We start from the raw sequence: 15,189 nt of genomic DNA, 5'->3' as shown, positions 1-15,189 counted from the left end.
GTGGCTGACCAGCACGCCTCGGCACGCGTGCGATAGCTTGGCGCGGTTTTCCTTCAGGCAGCCCAGAATGGTGAGGTCGCCTTGATCCATCAGCTTGCGGCAGAGACGTTGCACGTCGGGCGTGCAAGCCTTCTCCTCCTGGTCCGTCCCGCTGTGCGCAAGGACGACGGTCGAAGCCGGAACAGACAGCAGGATGAGTGCCAGATAGAATCTATGCATGCGTGGCCTCCTTCAGACAACTCAGCGACCTCTGTGCCCAGTCCGTTTGTCACCGGGCTTATCTAAACCATACCGTATCGTTTGATACTTGGCAAGCCGACAACAGCCTTCTTGATGGTCCGAGAGTCAGTGTTGGATGGCGGTCGGCGCCGGTCGTGGCTGCGAATCATCTGCGGGTCGGATTGCCACCGCCATCCGCCGATGCGAGCTTTCGGTCCCACCACCCGCCCCCCATGGCCACCAAAAGCTGGACCGTATCTTGATAGCGCTGTGCCTCTGCGCGAACATAGCCGAGCTGCGCCTGTTGATACTGCCGCTGCGCATCGAGGAGACCGATGATACCTGAGCCGCCGCTACCATAGTTGATGCGTTGCAGACGTACGGCCTCCGAGGCCATCGACAGCGCGTGCTTTTGGGCAACCAGGAGATCCGCATCATGCTTCAGTGCCTGCAGGATGTCCGCGACTTGCCCAAAAGCCTGCAATACCGTCTGTTGGTAGTCGGCCGCGGATTCCCTGAAGGCAGCCAACGCAGCGCGACGTTCGGCCTCTCGCATGCCACCGTCGAAGATCGGTTGAGTAAGTCCCGAGGCCACGCTCCATACGAGACCGCCGGGACTGAACAGTTGTCCTCCGTTCAACGAATTAGCGCTGATACCGGCCGAAAGCGTTATGGAAGGATAGAGTTGCGCCGTGGCGATTCCGATCCGTGCACTCGCGGCATGAAGCTGCGCCTCAGCCGCCTGAATATCGGGGCGCTGGTGGACCAGCTCTGACGGAATACTGACAGGTAGACGATGTGGCAATGTGAGAGCTGCCATGTCGAAATCCGGCGGTGACCAGTTGCCGGGCGCGCGACCGATGAGAACCGCGAGCGCGTGCTTGGCCACGCTCAACTGCTGTTCAAGTCCCGGCTGCATTGTCTCATCGGCAGCAAGCTGGCTTTCGGCAACAATCACGTCGCTATCGGGAACAGCTCCGGTCTGGCGCTGCTTGCGTACGAGCTCAACATTTTGACGATCGATGGCAAGAATATCATCAAGGGCTTTCAATTGAGAGCGGACCGCGGCTACCCGAAGCGCCTGCGAAACCGTGTTGCCCGTGAGAGTCAGATATGCCGCGTCGAGTTGGTTGCTCTGATATTCGGCCAGTGCGACCTGCTGCTCGATCCGGCGGTGCGTTTGACCAAATAGATCGGGCGTGTAGCTGGCAGTTGGACCGACTTGAAACAAATTGAAGCTCGGTGGCAGCGGAACAGTATTGGGACTCAATCCGAACGTGGTGGCGCTTTCTTTCTCTTCCGCTACGTTGGCGTTAAGTCCTATTTGGGGATAAAGCGCGCTGGAGGCCACCGTGATCGCCTCCCGCGCCTCCGCCAATCTGGCTTTTGCGCTCTCAAGCGTGAGGTTACCTGCGATTGCTTGCTTCACCAACAGGTCGAGCTTCGACGATCGAAAGAGTGCCCACCAATTCGCCGCTACCCTCTCACCAATCGCGAGCGCCTGCGTCGGCACCGACTTTGCGGCATCGGGACCAGGCACTATCGTCTCGCCAGGCGAGGTATAGCGCGCGACCGATGGAGGCCTCGGCGCCTCGAAGTCCGGCCCGAGAGTACAACCGGCGACCGCCATGCCAAGCACGGCCACGGCGATCCGCACAGCCGAACGCGATCCATTGCGACGTAATGCCCGGAATAACGTGGACAACATCGTCATTCCATAACATGCATGGTTTCGTCGTCGGCAGCGCTGGGCGGCGGCTTCTTGAAGATGACGAGAAGCGGGATCACTGCGAGCGTTGCGATCATCAACAGTTTGTAATCATCCATGTAGGCAATGATCCGCGCCTGTTGGGTAACCACGGCATCGAGTGCGGCGCGTCCAGCCGAGCTAACCGGATCCCAGAATTGCGCAATCGAGAGGTCCTCGAACGCCCGATTGACCGACGTGACGCTCCGCGCGATTTCAGCGTGATTCACCTGCGTATTCCTCGTCAGTAGGCTGTTCACCACGGAAATACCGATGCTGGAGCCGATATTGCGTGACAAACTGTAAAGGCCGGCGCCCTCCGCCCGACGCTCGGGCGCAAGCGTCGATAACGTCGCCACGCTCAACGGCACGAAGATAAAGCCCAGGCCAACACCCTGGATTATCCCGACGACGACAATAGTCTTCTGCGACACATCCGGCGTCCAGCCGGTCATCACATAGAACGACCAGGCTGTGAGCCCGAGCCCCAGGGCCAGAAGAAGTCGCGTGTCGACGCGCCCGATCAGCCTTCCAACAATCATCATGGAGCCCATGGTGCCGACACCCCGAGGTCCCAGCACAAGGCCCGCGCTGATGATCGGGTAGTTCATGAGATTCTGGAGATAGGGAGGCTGCAGCGCCAGCGAGGCGTAGTATGTGAGACCGACAATCGCGATGAACAGAACTCCAGCGGTGAAGTTGGCATCACGAAACAAGGAGAGCCTTACAAAGGGCTCGCGCACGGTGAAGGTATGGACGAGGAAGAGGTAGAACGCCGAGGCAGCTATGATGGCCTCGGCAACTATCTCCCCTGAACCGAACCAATCGAGCTCTTCGCCACGGTCCAGCAAGACCTGCATGGCGGCAATCGCCAGGCTCAAGGTGCCAAACCCGAACCAATCCAGCTTCGCTGCCGCGTTCCGCGTCGTGTCGGACAAAAAAGTCATCATTCCGAAGAAAGCAAGAATGCCGACGGGCACGTTGATGTAGAAGACATAGCGCCAACTAAACGCCTGGGTCAGCCAGCCGCCGAGCACCGGCCCCAGGACGGGACCGGCCATTACCGCAACCCCCCATAACGCTATCGCGGATCCTTGCCGCTCTTTCGGATTGATGTTCATCAGTACAGTCTGTGAGAGTGGGACGAGCGCCGCGCCGAACAAGCCTTGCAGAACCCGGAACAGCACGATCTGCACCAGAGACTGCGCCATGCCGCACAGGACCGAGGAAACGGTGAAGCCGGCGATCGAAACCAGGAAAACACGCTTCAGTCCGAAGCGGCTTGTGAGGTAGCCGGTCGGCGGCGTCATGATCGCGGCCGCAACGATGTATGAGGTCAACACCCAGGCGATCTCATCCTGGCTCGCCGAAACACTGCCCTGCATATAGGGAAGCGCGACATTGGCGATGGTCGTGTCGAGCGCCTGCATGAGAGTGGCGAGAATCACGCAGATGGTGATCGCCACCCTGGTATGTTTGGGCAGTTCAACGGGAGCTGACATCAGCGTCCCTGCCGATCATGACCGAACATTGCGGTCAGGAAGTGTGGCAGGCCACGGCTATGCCCGGTATCGACGTCAACCTCGACGCTCATTCCGGGGCGCAACGGCGGCAAGCTCTTGTCATTTGTGTCGATCCGCACCCGCACCGGGACGCGCTGTACGACTTTTACCCAGTTGCCGCTGGTGTTCTGCGCCGGCAGCAGCGAGAATTCTTGCGCGGCCGCTGGACTGATACTCTCGACGCTCCCGCTCCATTGCGTGTCGGGATAGGTATCCACCGTCACCGAGGCTGGTTGGCCTGCCCGAACATAGGTCAACTCGGTCTCTTTAGGGTTGGCGACAACCCACACATGATCGGCGGCGACGAGATAGAAGGCCGTGACTGACGCCTGGAGATATTTGCCGGGTGCAATCGCAGGAACGTTCGTCACAATGCCGGCGAACGCCGCCTTGACGACGGTGTGAGCGAGTTGCCGCGAGGCTTCATCGCGCTGCGCCACGGCGTCGAGGTAGCGGGGCTTCTTCTCCACGGCGCCGGTGGGATCGTCGTCAAGATTGGCGGCAATGGCCCCAAGTTGCTGGGTCAGGGAGGCGAGCTTCTGCTGCGCATTCACCAGGTTTCGGCGAGCCGTATCGAAGGTCGATTGCGACGCGACATGCGCGGCCAGAAGGTCCTGCTGACGGCGGAATTCGGTGTCGTAATATTCGATGTCGTTCTGAGCCTGCTGTATTTGCGACTGCATGTCGCGGTAATTTGCCTTGAGTGCATTCAAGGAATCCCGGACCGTCCCGATCTGTGCCTCGGCGCGCGCCAATGCGAGCCGCAACTGGAGATCATCCAGCCGATACAGAATTTGACCAGCCTCGACATGCTGATTCTCCGTGACCCCGACTTCGGCGACGATTCCGGGCACGTCGGTCGAGACGCCGACCTTGTCGGCCTCGACATACGCGTCGTCCATCGAAACCACCTGGCCGCCCGTGATGTACCAATACGCGCCGATGACGAGCACGAACGGCAATAGCGCAAACATCAACGGCCGGCGCAGCGGCTTCTTCGATGCGTCCACGGTGTCCGGCCGCGGATTGGGAGGCGGTCCCACCTCCTTCACCTCCGTTTCACGGCTACCCGGCTTCAAGACCCTGACGTCCGGCGCCGCATCCTGGCCAAAAGGCGGCGCATCTTTCGCGGCGTCCGCAAGGCGACCGAGTCGGCGCACCCTGTCATCGTGTACGCCTGCTCCGTCCTGCGGAGAACTCGTCGCTTCATTCAGCTTGTTTTCTCGATTAGCCATGGCTTGCTCGTTTTTGTCCTGTAATCGGTGCTTCGCATGCTTCGGTCAGATTTGCTTTCATTGCCTGGAGCGTCTGCAACAGACGCCGTCCGTCGTCTTCGGAAACGCCAGCCAATGCCTCCCCGCGGATAACATCGCCGAGCTCACGAATCTCTTTGAGTTTGGGGCGTGCCGACTCCACAAGATGGAGAAGCCATGTGCGGCGGTCGGTCGGATGCGGCTGCCGTTCGACCAGTCCCAGCGTCTCGAGTTTGTCGACGATGCGGCCAAGCGTGATCGGCTCGATTTCGAGAAGCTCCGCGAGTCCCTTTTGATTGATGCCCTCGTTCCCCGCAAGGTAGGCCAGAATCTGCCATTGCGACCGGGTGAGTCCGGATCCGCGAGAATTCCGTTCCAACCTCTTCTTCAGCAGGCGGGCTACGTCGTGCAACAAGAAGGCGAGCGTGGGCTGGTCTACTTCCAACGGCCTGAAACTCCTGAGCTCGCGACGGGTGCGCGGAGTCCGCGCTCTTAAGACTAACTTTACAAATTGTGGGCATATCGTTTACGGATATAAACCACACTGTATCGTTTTCATAATCCAGATCTAGGGAGCTGACAAGGAGGATTGTCGATGCCGAACGATCGACCCGAGTTTCATGGAAACCGGCGACGGAATCACGCTGCGCTAGTTTCGAAGCAAACACACTTTGCTGGAAACGAGGCGGTCGCTCGCATCCGCGACAGATCCTACGTCGAAAAATTGTTGTTAGCCTGAGCCGGGGATTGTCATGTGTTCACGTCGGCAGTTGCTTGTCCGGCCGCTCGCGTTTTTGGCTGCAATGTTCATTCTTGCCGGCTGCAGCTCGCTGCCGCGAACGGCGTACACCGCATCCGATGCAGCATCCTCGACGGTATTGGATCTCGGCGAATTGCGCAGATATGCTGACGAGCCTGCATCGGCGTTCAAAGCCGATGTGAATTCGCGAGCTGGTCCTCTCAGCTATCTGGCATTATCAGGAGGCGGTGCCGATGGCGCCTACGGCGCAGGCGTGCTGAATGGCTGGACCGCGGCGGGAACGCGCCCCCGATTCTCCGTCGTTTCCGGGGTGAGCACGGGTGCCCTGATTGCACCATTTGCGTTTCTCGGCCCGGCCTACGACGCGACATTGCGAGACGTTTACACCAGCGGCATTGCCGAAAGCCTGCTCGACAGGCCAAGCATCGTCCATGCTCTGTTCGGCTCTGGCCTGTTTGGAAATACGCAGCTGCGTGAACTCGTCGCCCGCTATGTCGGACAGGACATGCTCGCAGCAATCGCTGCCGAACATGCCAAGGGCCGACGCCTTCTCGTCGTAACGACCAATCTCGATACACAACGCACGGTGATCTGGGATATGGGTCGCATCGCTGCGATCGGGTCCCCCAAGGCGCTAGATCTGTTCAGGGATGTCCTGGCCGCGTCCGCAAGTATCCCGGTGGTTTTCCCGCCGATGCTGATCGATGCGGAGGCGAACGGACATCGTTTCCAGGAGATGCATGCGGATGGCGGTGTGACGGCGCCGGTCCTGACCTTGCCGGAGGCGTTCCTGTTGCGCGACGGCGCGATTGCCCGAGGGCTGCGCATGAACATCTATATCCTGGTCAACGACAAGGTGGAACGGGATTTCCGGCTGGTGCCGAACAGCATGATCGACATCGCCGCACGCGCTTCCGCTTCCGTCACGAAGACGCAAATTCGCTCGGTCCTTTTTGAGACCTATGACTCCGCGCACCGCAACAATTTCGGATTCAACCTGACCTATATCGCCAGGGACTTTCCGTCACCCGCATCGTCCGGCTTTGAAACGAACTATATGCGGTCGCTCTACCAGTACGGGTTCGACAAGGCCAAAACCGGGGATTTCTGGACCAAGGCGCCCCCTTCGGACGATTCCCTGCCGAACGGCTTTCGCTACCGGAGATCAGCTGCGTCGCAATGAGGAGAAGTCGGTGCGGTAACGATCCTGACGTCACGCCGTCCCCCCGACTGACGGCAACCGATAGCATCGCAGGTGAACCCTTTTGGGATCCGGCTAGGTTCATTTGGTGCGCATACCATTCAGGAAGAAGTCAACGGCAGCCTTCCGATGCCGCTCCGCGGTTTCTGGATCGGTTGCGATGCCGTAGACAGCGAGGCGTTTGGAGTGCCCAAGCACAAGATTGAGGAACATGTCAGCCGCAAGTTCCGGGTCGTCTCCCTTGATCTGGCCGCGGGCGGCGGACTGACGCAATATACTTGCAACTCCCCGGACCGCACGCAGCCAGCCTTCTTCATTTGCAAGTTTTGCCAACTCGGGAAAATGGACAGCCTGCGCTGAAAGGATCCGCTGCACCGCGGCTGCCTCCGGCGCCAATGTGTATGCAACCATATGTCGGCTAAGCTCATGCAGAGTCGTCTTGATGCTTTTGGGGCTGGTCTCGGTTGCCTGGGCTTCGGCCGCCGCAGATAGCGGGGCAAGCCACTTTCGTATCCTACCCCTCAGCACAGCCGCGAAAAGATCCCGCTTGTCATGGTAACGCGCATAGACGGTCGGCTTGCTGACGCCAGCCGCCTCCGCGACCGCGTCAATGGATGTGCCGTCAAAGCCTCGCTCCATGAACAATCTCGTTGCGACATCGAGCAATCGCACGTCACGCGCCTCAGCCTCCTCCCGGGTGGGACGGCCGCCACCGCCCCGCCGGATTGTCCGCTCAAGCGCCTTAATTTCTGTCCTGGCCAAACACAATTCTCCTTGTCAGCCCGCTGAAGGTGGATTATATAAACGATACAGTTTGGTTTTGTAAACTAACTACAATAACGCTCTTACCTTTAGGCAAGGGTCGTCGAAAGGTGTCCTCAGTATCGCGACAGAGAGAATTGGATCGCCGTATGGACTCTTTGACCAAAGCTTATCAGGGCATTTTTGGGGGGACAAGAATCGCAACCGCAGGGTTCGCGAAGGAAACGGCCGGCCTGGGATGCCCCAATTTTGCCAGGCTTGGACGTCGTGGAGCGGCCTGTCCGCGGAATGGTCCCGATTCCCGGGCAGGCCGCTCGCGGGTTGCAACCTCGGCACATGGAACTCTCGAGGGAGAGTCTCCGAAAGAGATTTTGACCATGCCTGACCGGTCAATCTCCGACCGAACCCCACTCTACGGAGTGGTCATTCTTGCTGTGGGCCTCGGTATTGTGGTTTCGGCCATGGCCCTCCTCGCCCTGATCTTCTTTTTTTGATGAACTATGCACCAAGTACGCAGCGAGACAGTGCATTAGAGATCCGCTGCCGATCTTGGATCGTGTAATTGGTCAAAGTCGGCGACGATGCGCATAGCCCGCGTTTTACGATCCTCGAGCCTACACGAACACTTTGCCGGCAGACCGGCGACCGGACAAAGGCGAAGAATTCATCATCGATCGTTGGCCGAATTCCCGGCTGATCGTCTCGCCCTACTCGGGTCACGGCGCCAAGTTCGCATCGGCGATCGGCGAGAAGCTTGCCCGCCTCGCCGTCGATCCAGCCTACCAGTTCGAACCCTTCTTCCAGCTGTCCCGATACTCTGCTTTCGCCTGATCGGATCGCTTACGGCAGCACCCCTCACTTGATTTCTGAGTACACGCGCCATGTAATCGGCCTCGCGGGCCACGCACTGTATCTCAGCAATATGCATATGGCTTCGGTGCAAACGAGGCAGTCCAGTCGGTTGGCTGTCGTGAGCAAAACGAAAAGCCACGGGCTGCTTTCTCCACGGGCTGCTTTCTCTTTGGAGCGAGTGTCACGGTTTCAACATCAGGGAGGAGACGATGCTACGCCGATTGATCCCTTTGACTTTCGTGCTGGCGGCTGCGAGCGCGGCTTTGGCCGATGATATGAAGATGCCGACTAACCCCGGTGATCTCAAATGGGGTCCAGCGCCGGCGGCACTACCAAAAGCGGCGGAAATCGCCGTTCTGTCCGGCGATCCTTCCACGGACGGACTTTACGTTGTCCGATTGAAAGTGCCGGATGGCTACAAGATCCCCGCGCACAATCATCCGACAACCGAATACGTAACTGTTCTATCCGGTAATTTTCATCTCGGAATGGGCGACAAGCTTGATGATAAAAACGGTATCGAACTAACGGCAGGTGGTTACGGCGAAGCACCTGCGAAAATGAATCACTATGCTTGGGCAAGCAGTCCATCCGTTATTCAAGTGCACGGCCAGGGGCCGTTCGCGATTACGTATGTTGATCCAGCTGATGATCCGAGTAAGCAGTAACATCGGACTCAACCCCACCTGCCCGTTTTAGCCAACAGGGGTTTTCTCAACTAACGCACTGCCGCATCGGCGCGGCAGTGCGGATTCGGGATTCCAAATGCGCCTGCGCGGGCGGCGTTACTGCGTCAAAAATCTATATGCGGCAATCAGAGCCACCATGCTCGCGAAAATCAGCAGTGCCCCAAGGGATTTTGGATTCAATGGCCTCATTGAATGACGCGCAGCCGATAGTCCGGGCGCAGGTTTAGGCCGTGTCTGGAGCCGCACGACTTTGCCCTCTGTCGTTGCGCTGCGAGCCTTTGGTTCTGGCGCGTCGCCCACGCCTCCCATTTCGCTGTAATAAGCTCTGTAGACCTCGCGAACGGCCAGGGCGGTGGCCTCGGTCTCGCTCATCGCCTCGAGTCGGGTTCGGTAGGTTGTCAGAAAGCTCTGTGCGTTTGGCGGAAGGTCGTCGAAACCACCGAGTTTGGCCATCATGAGCCACGTGGCAAAATCCGCCTCGGCTTTCGTGCGAGCTTTCCTGGCGATACTGGTGTTGGAGTTGGAGGGCATGGTGGTCCGAATTGGTTCGTCCGCCCAAACTCGTCAACGTTCATGGCGATCGTTGGACAGTTCGCGTGTACGGATTTGGCGCTTTTCCGACATGGCCATTCTTACTGGCGATGTCGGTTCTTGGGGGAAAAGAGGACCCGCAGCCGACATCGCGGAAACGACGCGAATGATGTGGTGGACGGCGCCCACTCTGCGGCATCGAAGTGCCATAGGATGGTTGCGTCGAAGCAAACCACATTGAGGGGAGCCGTCCATGGGCGAGGTTATCACGATCGGTCTCGATATTGCGAAGTCAGTATTTCAGGTTCACGGCGTCGATGCGGATGGTACCGTGGTGATCCGCAAGCGTGTTGGTAGGGCGAAGGTTATTGAATTCTTTGGCGATTTGCCGCCTTGTGTCGTCGGCATGGAAGCGTGCGCAACGGCGCACCAATGGGCACGCGAACTCAGGATGCTCGGGCATGACACGCGGCTCATGCCGCCGAGCTATGTCAAAGCCTACTTGAAGCGTGGCAAGAACGATGCGGCCGATGCGGCAGCGATCTGCGAGGCCGTAACGCGGCCATCGATGCGGTTTGTGCCGATCAAAAGCGTTGGGCAGCAGAGCGCGCTGATGCTGCATCGGACGCGGGATCTTCTGATCCGTCAGCGGACTCAACTGATCAACGCACTTCGTGCCCACCTGGCTGAGCTCGGGCTAGTGGCAGCAAAGGGACGTGAAGGGTTGCAGCAACTGATTACAGCCGTGACGAAGAGCAGTGATGAGCGGCTGCCAACTGACGCACGCTTTGCCTGCCAGACCATCGTTGCGGAATTGCACGCACTTCAGATCCAGATCGGCGGCCTCGACAAGCGTATCACTCAGACCCATCGCGCTAACGCAGACAGCAAACGGCTCGATGCCATTCCAGGGTTTGGCGTGATCCTGTCTACAGCTGTCGTGGCGACTATGACCGACCCGAAGGCGTTTAAGACTGGCCGTGAGTTTGCAGCCTGGATCGGACTGGTGCCGCGGCAGAACTCCACCGGTGGAAAGGAGCGTCTCGGCTCTATTTCCAAGCAGGGTGATCGCTACCTGCGACGACTATTAGTCGTTGGTGCAATCTCCATCGTGAGGACCGCTCGGATGTGGCCAGAGAAATATCCCTGGGTAATCGAGCTGCTGGGTCGTCGACCCGCCAAGGTGGTCGCGGTGGCGCTGGCCAACAAGATGGCCCGGATCGCGTGGGCGGTGCTGGCCAAGGGTGAGAGCTATCGGGCACCGACACGCTCAAGCAACACAACCATCGCGGTGGCGGCTTGAAGGGCTTGGCATCGAAATAGTTTGGGAAGCTGCGTCGAGGCGCACAAGAAAGTCGAGGGTGATAATGGTTTGATGCGAACCGGTTGGACCGGGGATTGGGAGAACCCGCTACTGGGTCAAGCGCTCTTGAGCGCGGGCGAATGATAGGGACTCAATCTGCGGATTACATCAGGGCCAGCGGTCATGAGCGCCGCACCAACAGGCCGGACACATGACTTGCACCCGACCGCAAGCTGAGAACCAAAAAATCCCTTGACCCGTGGGCGTCGTCCACACATGACCCTCAAGGACATGCCAGGCCCGAGCCTTACCTTGCTCGTTTTTCGGAGCGTGGTAACGTCCGGAATTGCGGCTTTGACCAACGCGATCAGTCGTCTCTTCGGGAGAAACCAATGAATTTGCGCGTGATTTTTGCCGCATGCATTATCGCGGCTTTTGGATCGCCCCTGATGACATTCGATGCGCTCGGCCAGAAACAATCGCTCAAGGAAAAACTCGTCGGCACCTGGCTCCAGGTTTCCGTCGATGTCGTGTCTTCCGACGGCACGAGGCGTCCTCTGTTCGGTGAAAATCCGAAGGGCATCGTAATCTACACGAGCGATGGATATTTTTCTCTCATGCAGGCGCGGGCTGATCTTCCAAAGCTGGTTTCCGGCAGACCCCAAACGGCGACTGCTGACGAGGCCAAGGCCGTCCTCGCCGGGTCCATCGCCTATTTCGGAAAATATTTGCTGGACGAAGCAAGCAACGTTCTCAGTGTCGATATCCAAGCCAGTACATTTGCAAATCTAACCGGCGACCCCACCGAAAAACGCACTATTACTTCACTGACCGAAAACGAGTTGAAGTTCACAAGACCTGGCTTGGTGCCCAGCACGACGCTTGAAGTCGTATTCAAGCGGGCGAAGTAGCCGGGCACTTTCAGTTCTGCTTCTGGCACGAAGCCAACATGCCGAGCGCATCAGAAAATGTCTGTTCGTCGGGTTAGACCGGAAGTGGCCGGCAAAGCGTCAGAACGGTGCTAATGACCCCAACTCGGACATCACGACGATCTGCGGCTCCAACCTGCTACGGTCGAGTGGTCAATATTGACCGGTAATAAGCCGATCTAACGACGGACCTTAAGTAACTTAAGACCGTTGGACCTGATCTCCTCACCGCATCCGGTTTATCCCGCGCACATCCGAACGCGCGGCGAAAGGTCACCCGTGTTTAGAAAGCAATTTAGCGAGGTCGAAGACGCTTGTGCGCTGGCACAAGCGATGGTCGACACCGTTCGTGAACCTCTGATCGTCCTCGACAAGGACCTGCGGGTGGTCGCCGCGAGCCGGTCGTTCTATGTGAAGTTCTCGATCGATCCCCGCGACGCACAAGGAAAGCACCTTTATGAATTGCGCGACCGCGAATGGGACATTCCCAAGCTCCGCTTGCTCCTGGAAGAAGTTATACCCAGTCAAAGTCCGATGGTTGAATACGAAGTCGAGCATGACTTTCTCCGCATCGGACGACGTGTGATGCTTTTAAATGCCTGCATCGTTCGCTACGAGAAAGCGCATACCAATATCCTGCTTGGCATCGAGGACATTACGATTCAACGCGGTCTAGAGCGCGATAAGGATGAGCTATTACACCAGAAAGACGTGCTGCTCGACGAACTCCAGCATAGGGTCGCCAACAGCCTCCAGATCATCGCCAGCATTATCATGATGAAGGCAAAATCGGTGGAGTCGGAGGAAACGCGGCGCCATCTGCACGACGCTCACGTCAGGGTCATTTCGGTTGCGGCCGTGCAGGAGCACCTTCACGCTTCGGCGGGCCTCGGCTCGATGGAAATGCAGCCGTATCTGACCAAGCTTTGCGAAGCACTCGCCCACTCGATGATAGCCGAGCATCAGTCGATTTCGTTGAGGGTGCTCGGTCGGGGTGGGAGGGCAACTTGTCGCGACGCCGAGAGCCTGGGATTAATCGTCACCGAACTTGTGATTAACGCGTTAAAGCACGCTTTTAAACCAGGAACGCAAAACGGACAGATCGCCGTCTCTTACGAAGTGTCCGGCATAGACTGGAAACTATCCGTCGTCGATAACGGGATTGGAAAACCTGACGGCGTCTTTGCCCAGCCGAAATCCGGCCTTGGCACCGGTATCGTCAAGGCGCTCGCCAAGCAACTCGACTCCCAAGTCGTTACTTCGAGCGGACCACAAGGAACGGCCGTTACGGTTACTCACGCGACCTTTGCAGGCGGTGAGGCGAAAAGCCAAGCGGTGGCGTAGTTGCACTTTGCATTCAAACGTTTTGATCGCCACGGTGCGAGGCTATCAACTTAAGCCCCGATAATTCGTCCACCCGGGCCCTGGCTTCTTTTCCGAAATCCAGGAATTATCCCCGCATGGGCAGCGGAATATGTGAAACGTCCGGCCGGTCGGCGGGTCCAGCATGCTGGTCATAAACCGAGGTTGGTCCCCGCACCTTGCTGCAAGGCGGCGCAGCTGGTTCCTTGGGTGCAGTCTCTTCCATGCGCGCCATTATACGCACACGCGGGAGGAGTTAAATCTGCCGCGGCGGCGGACTCAGGAACCCTAAGTCAGAGGGGCTCGAGGCATCAGACCTCGCCGGTCAACTCGCGGAGCGCTCCAACGATCTGCGAGGGGCTGTAGGGCTTGGGCAGAAAGCGACTGCCAGAAGGCAAGTCATCCTTGTTAATCTTGAGCAGTCCAGAGGTCGCCACGATCTTGATGGGCGGCCAGCGGCCTCTAATGGCGGCGGCAAGCTTCAACCCATCCATAGAACCCGGCATCTGTATATCGGTGAACACAACGGTTATGTCGAAGCGGCTCTCAAGGATCGAAATCGCTTCATCGGCGTTTTCTGCTTCGACAACATCGAAGCCGGCTTCCGTAACCATATCGGCTGCATCCTTTCGGATAAGGAACTCGTCTTCAACGATCAGGACGACCGGCGATCTCTTTGTCGATTGCGCCACACCATATGCCTCCCTATGGATGCTAAGCACCGCGTGCGACGCTTGTTCCATGTGGACAAAAGTCAATTCAGTCGGTTACCGTAAATTTGGACGTTTGAGTTAGCTACTGATGGCGAACGATTTTGCGGCAGACATCGACGCCATACAGGGCATCGATGCGGTGCCTCGTATTCTCGAGGTTGTGTGCCGTTCTACCGGAATGGGATTTGCTGGCATCGCACGGGTTACCGACCATCGATGGGTTTGCTGTGCGGCACGCGACGAAATCGCCTTCGGCCTGAAACCCGGAAGTGAGCTCAAACTTGACACCACGATCTGCAACGAAATCCGCCTCAGCCATGAAGCTGTCGTCATTGAGCACGTAGCCAACGATGAATGTTTCAGCGGTCATCCCACTCCAGCACTATACGGTTTCCAAAGCTATATATCGATGCCGATCATTTTGTCGGATGGGTCAATGTTCGGGACGCTGTGCGCTATCGACCCGCGCCCAGCACGTCTAAGTCCCGAAATCGTCCAGACGTTCAAACTGTTCGCCGAACTGATTGGCTCCCAGCTTAACTCCGCTCAAAGTCTAGCGGCAAGCGAGGCCATTCTTCTCGGTGAGCGCCAAGTATCTGATCTACGCGAACAGTTTATCGCCGTGCTGGGCCATGACCTGCGTAACCCGCTTGCGTCAATGGCATCTGGCACGCGAATGATGACGAGAGCAAAATCGGAAAAAGAGATATCCGACATTGCCATCTTGATGCAAACCACCATCAATCGCATGTCTCGTTTGATCGATAACGTGCTGGATTTCGCGCGGGGACGCTTGGGCGGCGGTCTGACTTTACAACGTAGCACCAAAGAACCAATAGCTCAGATACTCGATCAGGTCGTGGCGGAGCTTCGTTCAAGTCATCTGGACAGAACGATCGAGACGAATTTCAACCTGACCAAGACGGTAAATTTCGACGGGCAGCGGATCGGCCAATTGTTTTCAAATCTGCTCGGCAACGCCATCACACACGGATCCCAGGACAAGCCGATAATCGTCAACGCCGCAACTCACGCCGGAACGTTTGAATTGTCGGTTGCGAATTCCGGTAGTCCAATCCCGCCAGCGGCCATGGAGAAATTATTTCACCCTTTTTATCGAGGAACCGTGCAACAATCTCTTCAAGGCTTGGGCCTTGGATTGTACATCGCATCAGAGATAGCACGTGCGCACGGAGGGACACTCGATGTCACTTCATCGGCAGCGGAGACCCGGTTCACTTTTCGGATGCCGACGACTTAGCGGCGTTAAGCCTGCTTTGGCCGCGAGGTTGGCTTTTGGCGCTTC

General features: G+C 57.9%; 15 protein-coding genes. 7 read left to right on the top strand and 8 right to left on the bottom strand.

What is annotated here, in order from left to right; translation table 11 throughout:
* The 5 genes from ABSE61_RS08275 to ABSE61_RS08255 form a co-directional block, all read right to left on the bottom strand.
* A partial coding sequence (locus tag ABSE61_RS08275) for a hypothetical protein (protein WP_423870598.1) occupies positions 1–219 on the bottom strand: 219 nt, incomplete at its 3' end.
* Between the two features lie 166 nt (positions 220–385).
* Complete coding sequence (locus ABSE61_RS08270) at positions 386–1,933, bottom strand: efflux transporter outer membrane subunit (protein WP_423870597.1); 1,548 nt, start codon at positions 1,931–1,933, stop codon at positions 386–388.
* On the bottom strand, positions 1,930–3,468 hold the full coding sequence (locus ABSE61_RS08265; protein WP_423870596.1) for a DHA2 family efflux MFS transporter permease subunit: 1,539 nt from the start codon (positions 3,466–3,468) through the stop codon (positions 1,930–1,932). Before ABSE61_RS08265 ends, ABSE61_RS08270 begins: the two co-directional genes overlap by 4 nt.
* Positions 3,468–4,763, bottom strand: coding sequence for an HlyD family secretion protein (locus ABSE61_RS08260; protein WP_423870595.1), 1,296 nt, complete (start codon positions 4,761–4,763; stop codon positions 3,468–3,470). The genes ABSE61_RS08265 and ABSE61_RS08260 overlap by 1 nt, the downstream gene beginning before the upstream one ends.
* Positions 4,756–5,226: a MarR family winged helix-turn-helix transcriptional regulator gene (locus tag ABSE61_RS08255; protein ID WP_423870594.1), complete on the bottom strand. Its 471-nt coding sequence runs from the start codon at positions 5,224–5,226 to the stop codon at positions 4,756–4,758. The genes ABSE61_RS08260 and ABSE61_RS08255 overlap by 8 nt, the downstream gene beginning before the upstream one ends.
* Positions 5,227–5,533: 307 nt before the next feature.
* Between ABSE61_RS08255 and ABSE61_RS08250 the strand changes: the two genes are divergently transcribed.
* Positions 5,534–6,724 (top strand): patatin-like phospholipase family protein, encoded by a 1,191-nt coding sequence (locus ABSE61_RS08250; protein ID WP_423870593.1) that lies wholly within the window; start codon positions 5,534–5,536, stop codon positions 6,722–6,724.
* A gap of 99 nt (positions 6,725–6,823) precedes the next feature.
* On the opposite strand, the gene ABSE61_RS08245 is transcribed toward ABSE61_RS08250, so the two are convergent.
* Positions 6,824–7,504 carry a TetR/AcrR family transcriptional regulator gene (locus tag ABSE61_RS08245; protein WP_423870592.1) on the bottom strand — a complete coding sequence of 227 codons (681 nt, stop codon included), beginning with the start codon at positions 7,502–7,504 and terminating at the stop codon, positions 6,824–6,826.
* Between the two features lie 627 nt (positions 7,505–8,131).
* Between ABSE61_RS08245 and ABSE61_RS08240 the strand changes: the two genes are divergently transcribed.
* Positions 8,132–8,335 carry a hypothetical protein gene (locus ABSE61_RS08240; protein ID WP_423870591.1) on the top strand — a complete coding sequence of 68 codons (204 nt, stop codon included), beginning with the start codon at positions 8,132–8,134 and terminating at the stop codon, positions 8,333–8,335.
* 230 nt (positions 8,336–8,565) lie between these two features.
* The gene (locus tag ABSE61_RS08235) at positions 8,566–9,024 is read left to right on the top strand and encodes a cupin domain-containing protein (RefSeq protein ID WP_423870590.1); all 459 of its coding nucleotides are present in this window, start codon (positions 8,566–8,568) and stop codon (positions 9,022–9,024) included.
* A 117-nt stretch (positions 9,025–9,141) separates the two neighbouring features.
* Here ABSE61_RS08235 and ABSE61_RS08230 read toward each other — a convergent pair whose 3' ends face one another.
* Positions 9,142–9,576, bottom strand: a complete 435-nt coding sequence (locus ABSE61_RS08230) for a hypothetical protein (RefSeq protein ID WP_423870589.1) — start codon at positions 9,574–9,576, stop codon at positions 9,142–9,144.
* A 253-nt stretch (positions 9,577–9,829) separates the two neighbouring features.
* Between ABSE61_RS08230 and ABSE61_RS08225 the strand changes: the two genes are divergently transcribed.
* The 3 genes from ABSE61_RS08225 (at position 9,830) to ABSE61_RS08215 (ending at position 13,152) form a co-directional block, all read left to right on the top strand.
* Positions 9,830–10,879: an IS110 family RNA-guided transposase gene (locus ABSE61_RS08225; protein WP_423870588.1), complete on the top strand. Its 1,050-nt coding sequence runs from the start codon at positions 9,830–9,832 to the stop codon at positions 10,877–10,879.
* Between the two features lie 392 nt (positions 10,880–11,271).
* Positions 11,272–11,790, top strand: a complete 519-nt coding sequence (locus ABSE61_RS08220) for a lipocalin-like domain-containing protein (protein ID WP_423870587.1) — start codon at positions 11,272–11,274, stop codon at positions 11,788–11,790.
* A gap of 228 nt (positions 11,791–12,018) precedes the next feature.
* Complete coding sequence (locus tag ABSE61_RS08215; RefSeq protein WP_423870586.1) at positions 12,019–13,152, top strand: sensor histidine kinase; 1,134 nt, start codon at positions 12,019–12,021, stop codon at positions 13,150–13,152.
* Positions 13,153–13,481: 329 nt separating this feature from the next.
* Here ABSE61_RS08215 and ABSE61_RS08210 read toward each other — a convergent pair whose 3' ends face one another.
* Positions 13,482–13,862 (bottom strand): response regulator, encoded by a 381-nt coding sequence (locus ABSE61_RS08210; RefSeq protein WP_423870585.1) that lies wholly within the window; start codon positions 13,860–13,862, stop codon positions 13,482–13,484.
* Between the two features lie 109 nt (positions 13,863–13,971).
* Between ABSE61_RS08210 and ABSE61_RS08205 the strand changes: the two genes are divergently transcribed.
* Positions 13,972–15,144 (top strand): GAF domain-containing sensor histidine kinase, encoded by a 1,173-nt coding sequence (locus ABSE61_RS08205; protein ID WP_423870584.1) that lies wholly within the window; start codon positions 13,972–13,974, stop codon positions 15,142–15,144.
* Positions 15,145–15,189: the final 45 nt, after the last annotated feature.

The organism is Bradyrhizobium sp. (genome assembly GCF_049519115.1).
In the GTDB taxonomy this organism is placed as follows: Bacteria; Pseudomonadota; Alphaproteobacteria; order Rhizobiales; family Xanthobacteraceae; genus Bradyrhizobium.
This window is presented reverse-complemented; position numbering and strand designations above follow the sequence as displayed.

Excerpts from the sequence above, each read along its gene's own strand:
- ABSE61_RS08220 (WP_423870587.1), top strand. The coding sequence starts at position 11,272 with ATGAATTTGCGCGTGATTTTTGCCGCATGCATTATCGCGGCTTTTGGA.
- ABSE61_RS08250 (WP_423870593.1), top strand. The coding sequence starts at position 5,534 with ATGTGTTCACGTCGGCAGTTGCTTGTCCGGCCGCTCGCGTTTTTGGCT.
- ABSE61_RS08265 (WP_423870596.1), bottom strand. The coding sequence starts at position 3,468 with ATGTCAGCTCCCGTTGAACTGCCCAAACATACCAGGGTGGCGATCACC.
- ABSE61_RS08225 (WP_423870588.1), top strand. The coding sequence starts at position 9,830 with ATGGGCGAGGTTATCACGATCGGTCTCGATATTGCGAAGTCAGTATTT.
- ABSE61_RS08230 (WP_423870589.1), bottom strand. The coding sequence starts at position 9,576 with ATGCCCTCCAACTCCAACACCAGTATCGCCAGGAAAGCTCGCACGAAA.
- ABSE61_RS08205 (WP_423870584.1), top strand. The coding sequence starts at position 13,972 with ATGGCGAACGATTTTGCGGCAGACATCGACGCCATACAGGGCATCGAT.
- ABSE61_RS08270 (WP_423870597.1), bottom strand. The coding sequence starts at position 1,933 with ATGACGATGTTGTCCACGTTATTCCGGGCATTACGTCGCAATGGATCG.
- ABSE61_RS08260 (WP_423870595.1), bottom strand. The coding sequence starts at position 4,763 with ATGGCTAATCGAGAAAACAAGCTGAATGAAGCGACGAGTTCTCCGCAG.
- ABSE61_RS08235 (WP_423870590.1), top strand. The coding sequence starts at position 8,566 with ATGCTACGCCGATTGATCCCTTTGACTTTCGTGCTGGCGGCTGCGAGC.